The 18,166-nt window shown below is 63.8% G+C and carries 19 protein-coding genes; 7 read left to right on the top strand and 12 right to left on the bottom strand.

The window, feature by feature from the left end; translation table 11 throughout:
- A partial coding sequence (locus G0D83_RS24525; protein ID WP_164197196.1) for a type IV secretory system conjugative DNA transfer family protein occupies nucleotides 1-942 on the top strand: 942 nt, incomplete at its 5' end.
- Nucleotides 943-1,187: 245 nt separating this feature from the next.
- On the opposite strand, the gene G0D83_RS24520 is transcribed toward G0D83_RS24525, so the two are convergent.
- On the bottom strand, nucleotides 1,188-1,520 hold the full coding sequence (locus G0D83_RS24520) for a hypothetical protein (RefSeq protein WP_164197195.1): 333 nt from the start codon (nucleotides 1,518-1,520) through the stop codon (nucleotides 1,188-1,190).
- 297 nt (nucleotides 1,521-1,817) lie between these two features.
- Here G0D83_RS24520 and G0D83_RS24515 point away from each other — a divergent pair, with 297 nt between their 5' ends.
- Nucleotides 1,818-2,837 carry a GSU2403 family nucleotidyltransferase fold protein gene (locus tag G0D83_RS24515; RefSeq protein WP_164197194.1) on the top strand — a complete coding sequence of 340 codons (1,020 nt, stop codon included), beginning with the start codon at nucleotides 1,818-1,820 and terminating at the stop codon, nucleotides 2,835-2,837.
- A gap of 119 nt (nucleotides 2,838-2,956) precedes the next feature.
- Here G0D83_RS24515 and G0D83_RS24510 read toward each other — a convergent pair whose 3' ends face one another.
- Nucleotides 2,957-3,619, bottom strand: coding sequence for a GntR family transcriptional regulator (locus G0D83_RS24510; protein WP_164197193.1), 663 nt, complete (start codon nucleotides 3,617-3,619; stop codon nucleotides 2,957-2,959).
- Nucleotides 3,620-3,759: 140 nt separating this feature from the next.
- Between G0D83_RS24510 and G0D83_RS24505 the strand changes: the two genes are divergently transcribed.
- The 5 genes from G0D83_RS24505 to G0D83_RS24485 are packed head-to-tail and all read left to right on the top strand — an operon-like array spanning nucleotide 3,760 to nucleotide 8,447.
- Nucleotides 3,760-4,758 carry a hydroxyacid dehydrogenase gene (locus G0D83_RS24505; protein WP_164197192.1) on the top strand — a complete coding sequence of 333 codons (999 nt, stop codon included), beginning with the start codon at nucleotides 3,760-3,762 and terminating at the stop codon, nucleotides 4,756-4,758.
- A gap of 9 nt (nucleotides 4,759-4,767) precedes the next feature.
- Nucleotides 4,768-5,445, top strand: a complete 678-nt coding sequence (locus G0D83_RS24500; RefSeq protein WP_164197191.1) for an RraA family protein — start codon at nucleotides 4,768-4,770, stop codon at nucleotides 5,443-5,445.
- A 55-nt stretch (nucleotides 5,446-5,500) separates the two neighbouring features.
- Entirely contained in the window at nucleotides 5,501-6,469 is a 969-nt protein-coding gene (locus G0D83_RS24495; RefSeq protein WP_164197190.1) for a tripartite tricarboxylate transporter substrate binding protein, read from the top strand.
- A gap of 9 nt (nucleotides 6,470-6,478) precedes the next feature.
- The gene (locus tag G0D83_RS24490) at nucleotides 6,479-6,910 is read left to right on the top strand and encodes a tripartite tricarboxylate transporter TctB family protein (protein WP_164197189.1); all 432 of its coding nucleotides are present in this window, start codon (nucleotides 6,479-6,481) and stop codon (nucleotides 6,908-6,910) included.
- A gap of 22 nt (nucleotides 6,911-6,932) precedes the next feature.
- Nucleotides 6,933-8,447: a tripartite tricarboxylate transporter permease gene (locus tag G0D83_RS24485; protein ID WP_235958184.1), complete on the top strand. Its 1,515-nt coding sequence runs from the start codon at nucleotides 6,933-6,935 to the stop codon at nucleotides 8,445-8,447.
- A 101-nt stretch (nucleotides 8,448-8,548) separates the two neighbouring features.
- Here G0D83_RS24485 and G0D83_RS24480 read toward each other — a convergent pair whose 3' ends face one another.
- The 10 genes from G0D83_RS24480 to G0D83_RS24435 all read right to left on the bottom strand — a co-directional run.
- The gene (locus G0D83_RS24480) at nucleotides 8,549-9,544 is read right to left on the bottom strand and encodes an ATPase, T2SS/T4P/T4SS family (protein ID WP_164197188.1); all 996 of its coding nucleotides are present in this window, start codon (nucleotides 9,542-9,544) and stop codon (nucleotides 8,549-8,551) included.
- A complete protein-coding gene (locus tag G0D83_RS24475; protein WP_164197187.1) occupies nucleotides 9,544-11,079 on the bottom strand; it encodes a TrbI/VirB10 family protein in 1,536 nt (511 codons plus the stop codon). The genes G0D83_RS24480 and G0D83_RS24475 overlap by 1 nt, the downstream gene beginning before the upstream one ends.
- 1 nt (nucleotide 11,080) lies before the next feature.
- The gene (locus tag G0D83_RS24470) at nucleotides 11,081-11,821 is read right to left on the bottom strand and encodes a TrbG/VirB9 family P-type conjugative transfer protein (RefSeq protein ID WP_164197186.1); all 741 of its coding nucleotides are present in this window, start codon (nucleotides 11,819-11,821) and stop codon (nucleotides 11,081-11,083) included.
- Between the two features lie 2 nt (nucleotides 11,822-11,823).
- Nucleotides 11,824-12,477 (bottom strand): type IV secretion system protein, encoded by a 654-nt coding sequence (locus tag G0D83_RS24465; RefSeq protein ID WP_164197185.1) that lies wholly within the window; start codon nucleotides 12,475-12,477, stop codon nucleotides 11,824-11,826.
- A gap of 22 nt (nucleotides 12,478-12,499) precedes the next feature.
- Complete coding sequence (locus G0D83_RS24460; RefSeq protein WP_164197184.1) at nucleotides 12,500-13,552, bottom strand: type IV secretion system protein; 1,053 nt, start codon at nucleotides 13,550-13,552, stop codon at nucleotides 12,500-12,502.
- Entirely contained in the window at nucleotides 13,552-14,064 is a 513-nt protein-coding gene (locus G0D83_RS24455; protein ID WP_164197183.1) for a hypothetical protein, read from the bottom strand. Before G0D83_RS24455 ends, G0D83_RS24460 begins: the two co-directional genes overlap by 1 nt.
- Before the next feature lie 36 nt (nucleotides 14,065-14,100).
- Nucleotides 14,101-14,931, bottom strand: a complete 831-nt coding sequence (locus G0D83_RS24450; RefSeq protein ID WP_164197182.1) for a type IV secretion system protein — start codon at nucleotides 14,929-14,931, stop codon at nucleotides 14,101-14,103.
- On the bottom strand, nucleotides 14,924-16,015 hold the full coding sequence (locus G0D83_RS32670; RefSeq protein ID WP_370457311.1) for a lytic transglycosylase domain-containing protein: 1,092 nt from the start codon (nucleotides 16,013-16,015) through the stop codon (nucleotides 14,924-14,926). The genes G0D83_RS24450 and G0D83_RS32670 overlap by 8 nt, the downstream gene beginning before the upstream one ends.
- A 49-nt stretch (nucleotides 16,016-16,064) precedes the next feature.
- Entirely contained in the window at nucleotides 16,065-16,298 is a 234-nt protein-coding gene (locus G0D83_RS24440) for a hypothetical protein (protein ID WP_164197181.1), read from the bottom strand.
- The coding region (locus G0D83_RS24435; RefSeq protein ID WP_164197180.1) for a VirB4 family type IV secretion system protein at nucleotides 16,295-18,166 on the bottom strand (1,872 nt) is incomplete at its 5' end. The genes G0D83_RS24440 and G0D83_RS24435, both read right to left, overlap by 4 nt.

The following is an 18,166-nucleotide window of genomic DNA, read 5'->3' as shown; positions in this document are numbered from 1 at the left end:
GATCCTTCGGTGGTCCGTGTGACGCTGGAGAACGACTTCGATTTGACCAGTTTCCGCCGCGAGGCGCAGACGCTCTACATCACGACGCAGTCCGAGCACCTGACCACGCTGGCGCCGCTTGTGCGACTGCTCTTTGCAGAGGGCATCGCGTCGCTGCAGCGCGCAGAGCCGGGCCCCGACGAGCCCTACACGGTCATGTTCCTGATGGACGAGTTCGACCAGCTCGGACGCCAGCCGCTGGTGGAGAACAGCATCAAGACGATCCGCTCCTTCGGCGGGCGGTTCTTCATCATCACCCAATCGATTGCCGGTCTCGACAACCCCTCGCTCTATGACGAGGCCGGGCGCCGCGCGCTCATGGCCGGCGCCGGGGTGAAAATATTCATGACCCCGCAGGAGGACCTTACGGCGACGGTTCTGTCGGACATGCTGGGCAAACACACGGTGGTGTCGAAGACAGAAAGCCAGAGCCGCATTCGCGAGCTCGACGACAGCGCCAATATCAGTCGCCGTAGCGAAGAGAGGGCGCTGCTTTCACCGGGTAAGCTGCTGCAGTTCCCGATCGACCAGGTGCTGATCCTGCCGGAGGGGCAATATCCCATCAAGGCGCACCGGATCACGTCCTACGAGGACCACCACTTCGGGCCGATTGAGGCGGCGCGACACGGGCACGCGCTGCCCTATCCGCCGCTGACCGCCAGGCCGAAGCGCAAGATCGCGAGCCTGGCGCAGATCGCGCAGGCAGAAGTGGCGGTCGAAACCTGCCAGCAGTATGGCAAGCGGTTCGCCGAGATGCGGACGCGGGCGGAGACCCAGCGGAGCAAGAGCGGGGAAAGCGGGGCGGCCTCCCGGCGGCGTCCCAGGCGGGCGGGCGCGACGGATTTGGCGAAGTTTGAGGGCGCCGATGGGGGTGTGCAGCAGAAGGAGAGCGCGAAGGTCTAGGAAGCCTTTTCCACGGGCGGCCCATCTTCCTGTCCTCACCGCCGGGCCTGAAAAACGATCCTTCGCCCTGAAAAATTGTACCTGCCGCGGGGATCGCATGAATTTTGTCACAGGGTCCGCGAATTTGAGGCCGGAACTGTCCAGCCCGCGAGCTTCGTTTCTCACCCAATGAAGGCTGAATCCTGTGACAGGGCTCATGGCCGCCGGCGAGCACCTTCCGCATCCGCTCGATGAAGTTGTGGCGATTACTCCTCGCTCTCAGCTGTCGGGTCGGCTCTCGCGGCCACCCCTGCCGGCTGTGGCGGGACGTCGATCCAGGCTTCCCCGCTTGCCACGACGCAGGCGAGCCCGTCGGGATGCACGGCAAGGATTGTCCAGTTTCCCTCCTCAGCCGCGCGCCAGACTTCCAGCATGCGCGTCGCAGACTGAAGTCCACGCCCGACAAGGGCTTCGTCATAGGTGCTCTCGAGCGTTCCGGTGATGCTCTCGTGGAGCCCGCAGACCATCTGCGCCGATGCCGGCGGTCCGGCGGCGGCCAGTCCAAATGTCAGGCTGAGACTTATCAGACGTTTCCACATGATCTTCTCCTTCCCATTCCCGGGGTCGGAGAACTCAAGGGCAACGACCCCAGCTCCAAGTTGCGTCATATATATGGTGTCTGACCGCTGCGATTGCACCGAAATATGCCGAGGTTTTGATCGGCTGTGTGAGCAACGGTCTTTGTCTCGCTGTCCCATTCAGGTGTCGGCGCAGGCCCACTCAGATGCGTAGGCACAATCCGAGAATTGTGTGCATCAAAAAATACTTTGCTGCAGGTCGTCAGTTGTGTGTATCAATTCCATATTTGATGCACACGAGCGAAACACAGGTATAAGATGGAGCCGATATCGCACTCTCGAGCCGCCCAGGTGGCGTATCAGGACTTGCTGCGCATGCATCTCGACGAGGCGGCGTCGGAGATCATCGGCAGTATCGAGGAGCGTCGCCGCAATGGGCGGACATATCTCTATGACCGGTTCCGGATCGGGATAGAGATGAAGAGCCGCTATCTCGGCGAGGATAGCCCAGACTTGCGCGATCGCCTGGCACGCGCTGCCGATTTGAAAGCAGAGGCGCAAGAGCGCAAAAAACGCATGTCGCGTCTGGCGCGCGTTCTAAGGGCCGAAGGCATGATCGGAACCGATCGGGAGACAGGCTCATTGCTTCTGGCGTTCGCGCGCGCGGGCGTCTTCCGGCTGGGCGGTACGTTGATCGGGACCGGAGCCTATGGGCTTTATCAGGGTGAACTTGGTGTTCGCTTTGACTCTGACGAACTTGCCCAGACAGGGGACATCGATTTCGCGAGCTTCGAACGGCTCTCAGTGGCACTGGGCGACCGGGTGGAGGAAGAGCCGGGGGAGATTCTCCGGTCGATGAAATTCGAAGCTGTCCCCGGGGTTTATGATCGGCAGATCTGGAAGTGGCGTCAAAGCGGCGGCGAGGCCATGGTCGAGTTCCTGACGCCGGCCTTCGGCGACGAGGGCATCAAGCCGCTTCCGGCACTGGGGGTCAGCGCGCAAGCGTTGAACTACCTCAATTTTCTGATTGCGGAGCCGATCCACGCTTTGGCGCTCTACCGCTCCGGAGTACTTGTGCAAATCCCGCGACCGGAGCGCTTTGCAATCCACAAGCTGATCGTGGCCAGCAGGCGGCACGGCGGGCCGGACGAAGCGAAGGCGCGAAAAGACCGTGCCCAGGCTGAGTTCCTCATCCGCATCCTCGCTGAAGATCGGCCCGAAGATCTCGCCGAAGCCTACGACCACGCGCTGTCGCAAGGCCCCCGATGGCGGGAACGGATCGCCTCAAGCCTTGGACGCATGTCGGGCACCAAAGACCTCTTGCAGGGGCTCGTGTGAACTGGTGAGTATGGTCGCTCCGCGGATCCCAACGTTTCGGCTGCGAGGCGAAGGACTTCACCCCGTCATCCCGACGGGTTGTCCAGAGGTGGCCTCTGAGCGGGAGCCTCTCAGCTTAGCTAGTTGTGCGTACGTGTCAGAAGAGCGATACGCTGGAAGCGGCCGTGCCGCGTGTGCCGCCGCATCGCGGCTTCGGCGGCGGCACTGTCTCCATCCTCGATTGCTTGATAAATTTCTTCGTGTTCCTTCAGCGAGAAGGTCTCGAAGTCATACTTGCCATGAGTGGTGCCCCTGATCATCCCCGCTGACACAAGCAGAATGCTTGCGGTGCGCTGCACGTATCGGTTGCCGGAGATCCGGTAGATGCAGCCGTGGAACCGGTCGTTGATCGGAAGGAATTCGGTCTCGGTCGAGACCCCTCGCCGCTGCTCGTCCAGGATGGCGCGCAGTTCGATCAGGTCTTCGGTCGTCGCCTTCTTGGCAGCCAAACGTGCGGCGAGACATTCGACCGCTTCCCTCATATCGTAAATCTCTTCCGCCGCGTTGATGTCGATTTCAGCGACGCAGGGGCGTCCGCTTCCGCTGACCGCAAGGAAGCCTTCGTTGATGAGCCGGTGAATAGCCTCGCGTGCCGGGGTGCGGCTGACTTGGAAGCGCTCACACAATTCTGACTCGCTCAGGCGTTGGCCCGGCGCGAGTTCGCCTTCGCGAAGAAGGTCGCGCACTTGAGCGTATACAACGTCACTGAGAGGTACATCGGGCTTCTGAGCGTCAATTGTCATGACGTTTTTGCTCTCCTGTAAGAAGTAACGGAAATTCTACGCCCAAGGGCTCAACAAGGCAATGTGTATACCTATTTGACATAGAGACACCGAATGTATACTGAAAGTTCAAATATACACGACTTAGGATACCTATGCGGATGGGCGAAATCAGGCACAATGTCCTTGTCACACGAGATCGCATCGATGACTCTGCGGTCAAACTGCTCGCGGACAACGGTTACGACTGCGTATTCTCGCCGCCATATACGGCACCTGCAGACGTCGTTGCTCTGGCACGTGAAAAGAAGATCAGCGCAATCATGGTCTCTCAGGGCGAGATCACTGAGGAGGTGATTGCGGCCTCCGATCAACTGAAGGTCATTGCCAAGCACGGCAGTGGCGTGAACAACATCAATCTCCATGCGGCTGAAGCGCACGGTATCCCGGTATTCCGCGCGGTTGGTGCCAACGCTCGTGCGGTGGCGGAACATGCGATCACGCTAATGCTCGCGTTGAGAAAGTCCCTGCCATATCTGGACCAGGCGACAAAGGGGGGGGCTTGGCTCAAGGGCTCCTTCGTCGGACGGGACATCCTGGGGACCCGGCTCGGGCTCATCGGGATGGGGGTGATCGGCCGTGAGACAGCCGCGATGGCGCGCGCTCTCGGGATGCACGTCACGGCCTTCGATCCCGCTTTGCGGCCAGAGGATATCACGGGCGATGAGTTCGAGCTTTGCAGCAGCGTCGACGCGCTGATCGCGAACTCTGACGTCATCTCGCTGCATTGCCCGCTGGTTCCGTCCACGCGGCACATGGTGGATGTGGCGTTCCTTTCCAAGATGCAGAGCCACGCGGTGCTGGTAAACACGGCCCGCGGCGGGATCATCGACGAGGCCGCGCTCGAGGCTGCGCTCAGGCAGGGCGAGATCGCCGGTGCCGCGGTGGACAGCTTCGAGGCGGAGCCGCCGCAGAGCGATCATCCGCTGTTTTCGGCACCCAACCTGATCGTCACGCCCCATGCTGCGGGCCTGACCCCGGGCGCGGAGCGCGCGATGGCAACGATGGCCGCGAAGTTCATCATGGACACGATCGCTGGCAAGGACGTGCCGGCGGAATTCCGAGCCGAGGCCAAGTCCCTCGGCGGACTGACCGAATAGGAGAGCCACATGAGCGAAGGCTTCAGAATCCGCGAGTACTGGACACGCGCCAAGACGGCGGACGTGGAACGCGGCAAAACGCTTCCTGTCTCCAATATCAGTGACGTGATGTCCCGGCGTGTCGGGGCCCCCGCCGATCTTCGACCGATGCATCGTGGGGGGCAGCTCTCGGGCCCCGCGTTGACAGTGAGTGTCCGTCCCGGCGACAACCTGATGCTGCACAAGGCGCTCATCATGGCGCAGCCTGGCGACGTGATAGTTGTCGATGCCGGCGGAGCGCTGGACAACGCTATCATGGGCGAGCTGATGCTCGCGCGGGCAGTGCAGTCCGGCGTGGCCGGGGTTGTTATCTGGGGGGCGATCCGCGACGCCGCCGGAATCGCGCAGCAGGACACTCCGGTCTTCGCCTCGGGTGTCTCCCACCGCGGCCCCTACAAGGACGGCCCGGGGGAAATCGGATTTCCGATTTCGCTCGGAAGCATGGTGGTGAACCCCGGAGATCTCGTCGTAGGCGACGACGACGGTATCCTCGTGCTGCCGCGCGAGGCCGCCGCGGAAATTCTCGACCGTGCGGACAAGAAGCACGCGAGCGAAGAACGCCAGCTCGAAACCACGCTGAAGGGGGCCTATGACGGCGCCTGGATCGATGAGGCTCTGCACAGGCTCGGCTGCGAGTTCGTGTCCTGAGACGACAGGCGGCCGAAAAGTCGCCCTGCACACCCGAATGAATGGGAGGAGTTCAATGAAACCTTTTGGCAATCTGACCACGGTGATGGCGATCGCGTCGTCTGTCACGCTTGCGTCGATGACAGGCGCAATGGCGCAGGAGTTCCCGAGCCGCGGCATCGAGTTCGTTGCAGGCTACGGTCCGGGCGGCGGGCACGACACGATGTTGCGCACCATGGCCCGGATCATCCAGGACGAGAAGCTGGTCGATGCGAATATCAACGTCGTCAACAAGCCGGGCGGCGCTGGCGCGACCTCGCTCGGATACCTGAACTCACACGAAGGCGACGGCCATTATCTGATGGCTGCAACGTCCTCGTTCATCACCACGCCGCTCGCCACCGACGTCGGCCTCAACTACACGGATTTCACCCCGATCGCGCGTATGGGGATCGACCCGACGATCCTCGTGGTGAATGCCCGCTCGCCGATCGAGAACCTTGATGACATCATCTCTTCCGAACGCGTTCTCAATGTCGCCGGTGGCGGTCGCGGCCAGATCGAGCATCTCGCGACGCTAATGGTCAGTGATGAGCTGGGCGTCGAGCTCAACTTCATCCCCTTCCAGGGCGATGGCGAGGTCGCGACCGCTGTGCTGTCGAACCAGGTCGACTTCGCTATGATCAACCCCGGCTCTGTCTCGGAGTTCATCGAGAGCGGCCGCGTGCGTGCCATCTCGATCTCGACCGAAGAGCGGGCCGAGGCCTTCCCCGATCTGCCGACCTTCCGTGAGCAAGGCTACAACGTCGTTGCATCGGTTTTCCGCGGCGTGGTTGCCGCCGACGGCATCTCGGATGAGGCCAAAGCGTATCTTTCCGACATGGTCGAGAAAGTGCAGGAGACCGAGGCCTGGAAGACGACCTACCTCGAACCCAACGGCGTGATCCCGGGCTACCTCGGGCCGGACGAGTTCGAGGCATACCTCGAAGAGACCAACGATCTCTATACCGGGATGCTTGAACGTCTCGGTCTGCTCGGCGGGTGAGCTTTCGATATGAAGCGAGTTGAACTCATTCTCTTGCTCATGCTGGCGGCTTTTGCCGCCAGCCTCGTCGCCGGGGCGACTGGAATGAACTATTCGGACCAGTATTCCTTTGGCCCGGGCTTCGTTCCGCTCAACACCGGTGTGCTCCTTCTCCTGTGCTGTGGCCTTCAGGCCGTGCGAGTGATGAAGCGCCAGGCCGAGCCGCGCGAAGAGGGCGACGCCCCGGACGTGAAAGGGCTCTTGTTGGCTGGGGTGATTGTCGCGGTCGGTATCCTTGCGATGTCGCTTGGTTCGGTCATGCTAGCAATTGCCGGGATCGTTTTCCTGCTCTCGTGGCTGGTCACACGGCACTCACTGGCCATGTCGCTCCTCGTCAGTGCAGCCACGACCGGGATGATCTACCTGATCTTCTCGATCTGGCTGAACCTTCCGATCACCTGAGATCTTTCCGGGACGCTACTCCATGCAATCTTCCATCGTCGAGCTGGCTTCGGCCATGTCTGAATTCGCGACGCCGGCCAATCTTCTGCTGATCTTTGTCGCAGGGCTCATCGGTACGGTCGTCGGCGCACTTCCGGGCCTAGGTCCCTCCGCGGGCATCGCCCTCATGATGCCCCTCACCTTCGGGATGGACCCGATTTCCGGCCTCAGCCTGCTCACCGGTGTCTACATGGGAACCATGTACGGCGGGCGCCTGACGGCGATCCTGATCAATACCCCCGGAGACGCGCCCGCGATCATCACCGCCCTCGAGGGCTACCCGATGATGCAAAAGGGGCAGGGCGGGCTGGCCTTGGGCATTTCGGCGATCTCCTCCTTTGTCGGCGGAGTCTTCGGCCTGCTCATGCTGATCTTCTTTGCGCCGATCATCGCGGAATATGCGATCTTCCTCGGGCCGCCCGAGTATTTCATGCTGATGCTCCTCGGGCTGAGCATGATCATCGTGCTCGCCGGCGCGGACCCGCTGAAGGCCTTGATCGTGACGCTTTTCGGCGTGCTGCTGAGTACGATCGGCAGCGACTACGTGTCCGGAAATAGCCGGTTCGTTGTTTCGCCCGAGCTGATCGAAGGGATCGACTTTGTCGCGGTAATCATCGGCCTGTTCGGCATCGGAGAGGTCTTGGTGAACATCGAGGAGCGCATCCGTCTAAACATGGGCAAGCCCAAGTTCAGCCTGAGCGAGTTCATCCCCGGCGTCTCCATGCTCCGCAAGATCACCATGCCGACCCTGCGCGGATCGGTGATCGGGACCGGTATCGGCGTGCTGCCGGGCGCTGGCGCGACCATCGCAACCTTCATCACCTATATCGTCGAGCAGAAAGTGTCGAAGCGCCCCGATGAGTTTGGCAAGGGCGCAATGGAGGGGCTTGCCGCTCCCGAGGCGGCCAACAATGCCGCGGTGCCCGGATCGCTCATCCCGCTTCTGACGCTGGGCATTCCCGGCTCCGGTGGCACGGCGATCATGCTCGGGGCGCTGATCATGTTCGGCCTGAACCCGGGCCCGATGCTGATGATCCAGTCGGCCGACATCGTCTGGGGGGCCATCGCTGGCTTGGTGATCGCGAACGTCTTTCTCCTTGGCTCGAACATCCTGCTGATCCCGCTGTTTGTGAATGCGCTGCGGCTGATGCAGCGGCACCTGAGCGCGATCGTTGTGGCTTTCTGCCTCGTAGGTGCCTTCGCGATCAACTACGGCACGTTCGACATCTGGATCGCCGCCGCATTCGGCATCGTCGGCTACCTGATGAAGAAGGCCAACTACCCGGCCGGGCCCTTCATCCTGGCACTTGTGCTGACCCCGCTCGCGGAAAACTATCTCCGCCAAAGTATCATGATCGGGCAGGGCTCGTGGTCGATCTTCTGGGCCAAGCCTCTGACGGCGATTTTTACGTCGCTTGTTCTCTTGGTTGTTGTCTTCGGCCTGCTTCGTGCACCGATCCTGTCGGCTATTCGCCGCCGCAAGGCCAACGAAACTTAAACTCGAAGGGGGCCTAAGGGCATTTGCCCTGGGCCCGCTTTAACTCGGCCCGATGCTGTTCGTGCAATCGCCTCTCCCAGACAAACGGGCGAATGCGTTGTTCACTGAGCAATTCCCGATAGAAAAATCTCCGCAATCCCCCTTCTCCCATCTTCGCGCCCCAGCTGGATCACCACATCGATGCTGTGCGCGCAGTGGCGGCGCACCTCTTCGAAGCTCATGTTGAGCCCGTTGCCGAGCACCATCATCGCGAGCCGATCGATGGCCTTGAGCGCGGTGTCGGCGTGGATGGTGGTGACGGACCCACCATGGCCGGTGTTGATGGCCTCGAGAAAGGTGAGAGACTCAAAGCCGCGCAGCTCGCCAAGGATGATCCGGTCGGGCCGCATCCGCAGGCTGGATTCCAAAAGCTTGGCCGGGGATTTTTCGGACCCCGGCAAGCGGTCCGATTTCATGGAGACGGTGTTGGCGTGGGACGGGAACAGCTCGAAGGCGTCTTCGATGGTCACCAGCCGCTCGCGGGTGTCGACCATATCGAGGAGCGCGCGGGCGTAGGTGGTTTTGCCGGTGGAGGTGCCGCCGGAGATCACCACGTTGAGCCGGTCCTCGATGCAGAGCTGCATGGCCTGGGTCACCTTGCCCGCGCCGGTCAACTCGCGCACCAACTGCGCCCGGTCGCGGCGCCGCTTGTCGAGATCGACGAGCTCGCCGTGCAGAAGCGTAATGTCCCCGATCTTGAGCTTGGACTGCGAATACCGCCGGAAGCAGATCGAGGGCGCGCCTTCAATCACCGGCGCCGCCACGACCTGCGCCCGCAGCGGTGCTCCGGCATGCGTGATCTTGCCCGAGACGATCGGCTTCTTCGCCGACAGCGGGACGTCGACCTCTGAGGCGATGGCCTTTGCGAGGTCCGCAGCCTGGGCGGGCGGGAAGCTCAACTCTTCGGCCCGCTGCATGTGGCTGTCGCCCTGCCGCTCGACCCAGACCCCGCCATCGGGATTGATCGCCACCTCCACCACGTGAGGATCCCCAAGATAGGGGCGCAGAGGCACAAGGTAGCTTGCAAGGAAGGACGCGCGCGGCGGAGCCTTGTTCATCAAAAGAACTCCAAGTCGCGATCGACCATGACTGTTATGGCGCTGCCTTGCTCGACTGTGATGATCGGGGGCAGGGTGGCGTATTCCGCCGCCGCCGAGCTGGTGGCATCGCCAAGGTCCTCGGTGATATCGCGGGCAATGTCGGAGGTGGTGTCATCGTCGATCTGCGCGGCGGCGATGCTCGGCCCCGCGCCGATGAGCGAGATCAGAGCAGCATTGCCGAAGCGGGTGCCAAAGCGCGTATCGACCTGTCCGCTGATGCCGGAGCGGCCCATCTGATCGCCGCCGAAGGCCGAGAGCTGCACTGATTGGCCGTCGGGGGTCACAAGACGGGTCCAGCCGATGAGGATGCGCCCCTGACCGATGTCGATGTCAGAGCTGTAGGAGCCGAAGAGGCGCGAGCCGGAGGGGATCAGCACCTGGCTCTGATCGAAGGACCAGACCGGGTAGTTGACCACGGCCGAGACGGCGCCGGGCAGGGAGGAGTCGACAGCGTTCTCGAGGCTCGCCTGGATCATCGTGCCCTGCAGCACCGTGTAGGAAGGATTGGCAATCTCCGTCGCTTGCTCGGTCGGCGTGGCACCGCCGGTGCTGCCAGTGCCGCCGGCACCGCCGGTGACAAAGGCGCGCAGCGCGCTGTCGCGCGACTGCCCACGCGGGCTCAGCTGGCCGGCTGTGCCCCCGGGCCCGCCGCTCGCCGACTCTGCGCTGCCTGAGCTTGCGCCGCTGTCGTAGATCACCGCCTTGGACTCGACGCGGGCCTGCAGCTCTTCCTGCTGCTGGCGCCGACGTTCGGCGAGCTCGGCCTCGCGCTCAGCTTGCCGGCGGCGCGCGGCCTCGGCGTCCTGTGCCTCCTGCGCGGCGTCATTGCTGGCGGTGGTGATCTCGGTCTGCAGCGCCAGGTTTTCGCGGCGCAGGGTTTCCAGCGTCTCTTCCTGCTGGGTCATCCTCTCTTCATTGGCGGCCTGCAGCGATTTCAACTGATTGGCGAACTCCTCGCGCATCTGCTGCGCCATTTGGGCGTTCTGCTCCTGCGTCTCCTGAAGGGCACGGGAGAGGTCTGCGACGACGGCGCTGTCTTCGCTGCCGGCACGGCCGGAAAGATCAGCCAGGCTGCTCTGCAGCTGCTGCACTTGTTCCTGCAGGGAGGCATTGCGCTCTTCGAGCGCGCTGCGCTGACTGTCGAGCTGGTCCTGGATGAGGCCAAAGTCAAAGCCGTCGTCCTCGGGCTCGGGCGCAGTGGCGGGCGCAATAGCGCCAAAGCCGCTGCCGCTCGCCCCGTCCTGGAATTCGGTGACGTTGGAGGTTTCCACGGGCGCGCTCTCGTTTTCGCCGGCGACCATGGCGTAGGCCAGCACCACGAGCAGGCAGCCCGCGATAATGCCCGAGACCAGTTTGCCGGCGAGCGAGTTCAGCCCCAGCGACGAGCGGCGGGGCTTGCGCTCGACGTGGTAGGCTTTCTCCTGCGGTGCGCCGCCACCCTCGAAGTCGGTCTCCTCGAACCCCTGATCCTCAGTGCCCTTCTGCTCGGCCATCTCAGAACTCCTTCCCGGCAAGGCTGCGGAGGATGAACGGATCCACGGTCTTGCCGCCCGCCACGCGGCGGAGGCAGATCACCTCGTCACCGATCCGGATGGTGAAGGCGTCTGCCACACCGCCGACACGCACCACCCGGCCGCGGGTCTGCGAATTCACCGTCAGCTCAAAGCCCTCGCCGTCCACGGCGAAGATCGAGGGGCGGACACCCTGGCGGAACTCGAAATACGTCGCATGCCCGTCGTTCCAAACCGCCGTGGGCCGGGCCTGTCCACCGCCGGCGTATTCGTAGCCGGTGTCGCGGGTGCCGATGGCCTTGGGCGTGCTCGCGGCCCGGGCTGGCTGGTCCTCGGGATATTTGACCGCGACGCGGTAGGTCGGAGTCTTGCTGCGGCCTTCGGTCAGGACAAAGGCGATGGCGCGGCGCGAGGTGTAAATGGTCATATTGCTGTGGGCGCTGCCGATGACCGGTTTTACCGAGACCGTGTTCCGGTTCGACAGAACCTCGACATTGAAGGCCTCGGAATCTCCCAAAAGAACCTGCTCGATCCGCTCACCGCGGCCGAGCTCGAGCGCGGTGTTGGTCCGCAGGTTGGTATCGACACGGATCACGTCGGAGGGGTTGTACCAGACCGAGCGCACGCGAGCGTCCTGGCCCATGGTTTGCGGCGCGCGTTCGGCCAGCGCGGGGAGGGGCAGGAGGAGAAGGGTGGAAAGCGTGAGGGCAAGGGTATGGCGCATGGTCAGCCTCCCAGCGTCTCGGCCGAGACATTGAAACTGGTGACGGTAAAGCCGAGCGGGTTTTCCCAGACCCGTTCGAGGGCGCGTTCCTCGCGCGGTTGGAACTCGAAGCCGATGACCGCCACGAAGGGACGGGTGACGCTGTCCTGGCGCGGCGTGCGCAGGGTCTTCTCGTAGCGGACCTGGGCGACCGTCGGCTCGAGGAAGGTGATGGTTTTCACCCGCACGGTGACCTCCGCCCCCTGCCCATAGAGGCGGGGCGGGTAGGTCTCATTGTCACTGTCATTGCTCCAGAGGGAAACCAGCGAGCGGCGGGCGCCGCCGGCCGAGCGGCGCTGCACGCTTTCGAGGCGCTCCTGGATGCCGGCCATGAGGAAGGACTCGCGGTCTGAGACGTAAGAGACCAGCAGGCTTTCCTTCACCGCCTGCTCGTCTTCGATGCCGGTGGGCTGCACCTGCATGATGCGCTCGGCTGCGCCGGTGTCGCGATCCACCAGCACGGTGAAGACCTCGGTTGTCTTGAGGGGCATCATCGCGGCGATGGAGATGGCCATGAGAACCGAGACGCCGGTGGCAACGCCCGCGACGATCCAGGCGCGCTTCTCGCTGCGGCGCGGGGCCATGATGATGTCCGTATCGAAGCTGTGTTTTTTCACCAAAACCTCCTTCGCGGGCCGATTACTTGCCGCCCTTGGCGACGGATTTCTGCGCCAGGGAGACGGCCAGTCGGGCCGCCGCGGCGGCGCTGCCAGGCGCACCGCCGGCGGCGCTCGAGATTGCCGCGCCGACCGCATGGCCCTCCCGGCGGGCGCCGGAGCTGATCCCGTATTTGGGTTCCTTGCGCCCGGTCATGCCTTCGGCCATGCCGCGGGCGCCGGCCACAGCGCCATAGCTGTGCGACTTGGCTTGCTGGTAGGTGCCAGAGGCGGCCTGCCCGAGGCCGATGGCGGTCGAGCCGAGGGATTGGGCAATGGTCGGGACCATGAACATGAGCCCGGTGCCGAGCATCATGACCACCACGAAGCCGATGATGTCGCCAATGGTCTCGGCACTACCGAGGTCAGACGAAAGCATCTCGCTGGTGGCGATGGTGAAGCCGGCCATCGCCGCGCTCAGAAGCGGCACAAAGGCAAAGCCCAAAGCCAGCTTGACGTAGGCTTCGAAGATTGGCGCCGACTGCTTGAAGAGCGTGCAGGCGATTGCCAGTGGCCCGACCACGATTAGCACCGCGATCATCAGTTTCGCGGCGCAGATGACGACGATGGAAATGGTCGCCATCAGAGCCGCGACGAGAAACATGAGCAGACTTGCGAGGGCACCGGAGATGTAGGAGCCGTTCTCCGAAACGGCCTGGCCCAGATCAAGGGCGTCGCCGAACAGGTCATCAAGTCCCCCGTACAGATCCGTCACGGTTGCGCCGGTGGCCGCCTCTAGCATGGTGCCGCCAAGACGGCTCGGAGCTTCCGAAAGCACGCCATAGACCGCATCGAAGTTGGCGAAGGAAGACAGGAAGATTATGACCAGCGCGATCCGTGTGATGAGGCTCAGCCCATTGCGGAGCGTCATCGGGACGGCCTGGATGGCCAGGTTGACCCCCGTCATTGCCACGAGCAGCACCGCGCCGACGCGGATCACCGGGATGACCGAGCCTGCCACCTCGTTGTAGGCGGCTGCGCCGACAGACGCGGCCGTCGTGTCCACTGCCGAGAGGACATCTGCAATGATGGCCATCAGGGCACGTCCCGGCAGGATTCATTGCGGAACGCTCGGTAATCGGCCGATACGCTGTTCTTGTTCTCGATATTGTACTCGCGCAGCGTCGCCATGTCCGTCTCGGAGATGTCCTCGGGCATCACGCCAAGGAACTCGACCGAGAACTCTTCGAAAGAGCGCGCCGCTTGCGGGCAGGTGCAGGTCTGTTCTTCGAGGCGTTGCAGCTTATTGAAAGTCTCATAGGCAGTGCGCGCCGTTCCGAAGTTGAACCCAGGCTTGGCGAGCAGCCCCACCTTCGGCGGCTCTCGGCGGCAGAGCGCCTCGTCGCCTTCGAAGAAATACATGCTGCGGCTCTGCATTTCCTGCATGATTGCCAGCAGCCCATCACCATCTTCGGCCTCCACCGCCGCGATGGCCGCGGCGCTGAGCTCCGGTGCCGAGGCAGCGCTGAAGTCCTCGGCCCAGGCGACACCGCCCGCACTGCACAGGACGAGGCTCGCCGTCAGGCCCGTGATCATCTTCGCAAACATATGGGTCTCCTCTTTCAAATCGCGTGTCGGCGCCGCTCAGTCGGCGGTGCCCGAGTAATCAAAGAAGCTGCTTTCCTTGGCCTGCTCGGCAGCCCAGTTCACGCCGGTCTGGCCCTGGGCGAGGCCTGCGGCAGCATTGAGCCGCCACATCTGGCCGAGCATGAAGTTGGTCTCGGCCGCCATGCGGGTGTTGAGATCGACGCTCTCCTTGAGCGTCTCCTGGTTGGCGATCTCATCCACCAGCCCGTTCACCCGCTCGAGGCTGGATTCCGCCTCCTCATAGGACAGCTGCGCCGCTGCAATCGCCGTCGCGCTGGTGCCGGCGGTCTGGGCGATGACCTTGTCTTGCGGGTTTTCCGAGGAGGAGAGCTGCGAGAGCCGATCGGAGGTCAACCCGGCCGAGGCCAGGGTCTCGCGCATCTGCTCGGCGGCATGCTTTTCGCCCATTGTGACGTCGCCATCGAGGAGGTTGTCGAGCAGCGCGTCGAAATCTCCCATGGCCAGGTCGTCGGCAAAGCCGCTGAGATCGGTGATCTTGGCGGCGCGGTCCCGCAGGTCTTCGGCGCTGTTGTAGAGCGTGGCGATGTCATTGAAGCCGGTCAGCGAGTCCCCGATAAACTCGAGGCTGGTGATCTGCTCCATCTGCAGCTCGATCTGCTTTTTCAGCTGCTGGATTTGCTCGATCTGGTTCTCGGCATCCTGCAGCGCCTGCTGCAGCTGTTCGACATTCTTGGCAAGGTTCGAGCCGTCGATGACCGGCACGCCCTGCGCGAGGCCGGGCGCGGTCAGCGCGAGGACAGCGGCGATGGCGATGCCAACGCAGATGGCAAGGGGGCGCAGGGCCGTGAGAGCGGTCCTTTCACTCATCGCGGTACTCCCAGAAATTCGTGGCCTGCAGCCCTTGGGCAGCATCCGACATGCCGCGGGCTGCTTCCACCTTCACCTGTGCGGCGCGCAGGCGCAGGGTCAGCGCCATGAGCCGGGCCCGCTCGGCCATCATGTAGGTGTTGTGATCGACGGCCTGCTTTTCGGTCTCGGGCCTGGCCTGCTGCAGGAGGCCATAGATGCGCTGCATCGCTTGATCGATCTGCCCATTCACCTCGCCGGCGTAGCCCATGGAGGCATCCGACCAGTTTCCCCATTGCGCCGAGGCACCGTCGACCCCGGCGAGGGTGCCGGTCTGATCCTTGCCGGTGATGAGCGAGAGATAGCCATCATAGTAGCCGCGGATCCGGCGGACGTAGTTCTGGGTCTCCTCGAACGGCGGCACGCCGCCGTATTTGTCGACATTGCCGGGCCCGGCGTTATAGGCGGCAAGGGCAAAATCGATCCGGCCGTAGGACTTGAGCTGCGCCAGGATGTAGCGCGCGCCGCCGTCAAGGTTCTGCCAGGGATCGCGCGGATCAACGCCAAGATCGGCGGCGGTGCCGGGCATGAGCTGGCAAAAGCCCATGGCGCCCACATGCGAGACCGCGGCGTTGTTGAAGCGGCTCTCCTGCTTGATGAGCGACTGGAAGAGGATGCGCCAGGTCAGCGGGGTCAGGCCCGCGGCGCCGACACCGGCATGGGTTTCGTATTTCGCGGCGATCTCGATGATCAACTGCTCGACGCCGGCGTCCTCGCCGAAGAGCCGTTGCGCGTCGGCGCTGTCTTCTTCGGTGACCGGGTAGGTCTCGCTCGCGCTCGGAAAACCGCCTGCGCCGTCTTCGAAGCCCGAGACATCGGTGGTGCCTGTCGTCTGCTCGAGAAAGCGCGCGTAGGCTTCGAGCTGCTCCTGGTGCAGATCCTGCTGCGCTTCGCGGCGGCCAAGCTTGTCCTGCTGCTTGGCAAAGTCGCGCTCGCCTTCGGACAGGCGCGAGATCGTATTGGCGAGGTTCGAGCCGTCGACGATCGGCACCCCCTGCGCCAGGGCGCTGGGGGCGGGGACTGCGGCGAGCATCAACCCGGCCACGCCCAGTCCCGCCGCCCCGGTCCGCGATGCGGCTGATCTAGGTGCGCACTTAGAGAGGGAAGAACTGGCAATCATCGCTCCCCTCCGCAGCTAAACTCATTTGGGAAGGCGATGCGGTGCCCCGGCTCACCACGGCGCCACGCGTCGTGGTGGCCGGAATGACCGCGTAGCTGCCCTCGGTCCGGAACGTGCCGGCGCAGGGCGACTTGCGCCCGGTCGAGACGCCGGCGGCGCAGCCAGCGAGAGCCAACATCAGAGCAGCTGTGGAGATGAGCTTTGTCATGCCATGTCCTTCCAGAAATCAGAATTGCGACGCCACTCGAAGGGCGCTCGGTCTTCGCCTTTCGCCCCGCCGCCGAGCACGGTGACGAGATCCGGGCCGAGGCCCGACAGGTCGAAGTTGACGAAGAGGCTGTCGCCGGCCGAGCGCAGCAGCGCGAGGCGCAGCCCGCCGGTGCTCTGCGAGACAAACTCCGCCTCGCGGTCATTGAGCTTGAGGATGCGGTAATCCTCGGGATGGGCCGCCGGGTTCGGAAACAGGATCTGCGTCGAGACCATCTCGGAGATGATCGAGCCGACGCTGGATTGCGCGAGATGCCCCGGCGTCTGCGTCAGCATCATCACCACGCAGTTCTTCTTGCGCATGGTGACGAGCCATTCCTGCAGCCGCTTCACGAACATCTCGTCGTTCAGCATCTTCCAGGCCTCGTCGATGACGAGGATGGTGGGGCGGCGGTCCTCGATGACCCGCTCGATCCGGCGGAAGAGGTAGGCCAGAAGCGCGGTGCGTTCGGTGCCGAGATCCAGAAGCTCGCTCATGTCGATGCCGACGACATCCTCGCCGATCTGAATGCCGGTCTCGGCCTCTTCGTCAAAGAGCCAGCCGAAGCGGCCCGCCGCGGTCCACTCGCGCACCCGGGAGACAAGATCACCATCGTCATCGGTCTGGTTCACCGCGGAGGCCAGGGCCGAAAAGCTGCGCAGCTCGGGCTCGGCCGCCACCACGCGGCGGATGGCGTCATTCAGCGCCACGGTCTGGAAGGTCTCAAGCGGGCGACCACTCCGCGAGAGAATGTCGGCGGTCCAATCGGTCAGCCAGGCTGCACCGCGGCTGTCGGTCTCGGTGAGGAAGGGATTGAAGCCCGTCGGCTGGCCAATGCGGACTGTGCTGTAGGTGCCGCCCATGGCGCGCACCGCCATTTCGAGGCCGAGGTCCTTGTCGAAGACCACGATGCGGGCGCCGACGCGGCGGGCCTGCGCCATCAGAAACGCGGTGCCGAGTGTCTTGCCCGAGCCCGGGCGCCCCAGCACCAGCGTGTGCCCGCCCGAAGGCTCGGCGGCTCGCGATCCCGGTTCGTGGAAATTGAACCGGTAGTGGCAGGAGGACACCGAAGGTAGAATGGTGATGGTCTCACCCCAGGGGGACTGGTGCTTGTCGCGCCCGGGCGCGCCGGCGTGGAAGGCGGCAAAATCGGCGAAGTTGGTCGAGGTGGTCAGCGCCGCCCGGTGGCGGTAGCGCCAATTGCCCGGCGCCTGGCTGAAGAACATGGCGCGGGCGGCAAAGCTCTCGCGCACCAGCGTGGCGCCCGACTCCTGCCCGGCCCGCCAGACCTCAGAGGCGGCCTCTTCGAGCGCCTTTTCGCTATCAGCGGTGACCATGACGGTGAGTTGGTGCTTGCCGAGAACGCCGCGCCCGGAGGCGATGTCGTCGAGCAGATCGTAAAGCCCTGCGCGCAGGGATTGCGCAGCATCCTCGGTTGCCCCCATCTGCCGGGCGGTACGGGCGATCTTTTCTTCGGCTTCGTTGTTGCGGATCGGCGTGAAGCTGTTGGTGACCACGATGTCGTAGGGCAGCTCCAGCGCGTCGAGCACGGTTGGCAGCGATTTGTTCGGCCAGGCTTTCACCCCGAAGATCGCGCCGAAGCGCCGGGTCATGCCGTTGTCGATGGCGAAGCGCTTTCCCTTGAAGAGATATTGGGCGTTGGTCATGGCGGCGGAGAGAAACTGGCCGGGCTGACCGTGCATCGGCTGGAACTCCTGGCCCTGGATCGTGCCGAGATAGCCGAGCCAGTCACCGTCCGAGACGCGTAGGCGGCGGAACCCCACGGCGTGATACATTGCCTGCAGCAGGCCCATGGCCTCGGCCATGCG

This window comes from Salipiger sp. PrR003, from assembly GCF_010500785.1.
GTDB lineage: Bacteria > Pseudomonadota > Alphaproteobacteria > Rhodobacterales > Rhodobacteraceae > Salipiger > Salipiger pacificus_A.
The sequence above is the reverse complement of the archived record's forward strand: the minus strand, read 5'-3'. Positions and strand labels throughout refer to the sequence as shown.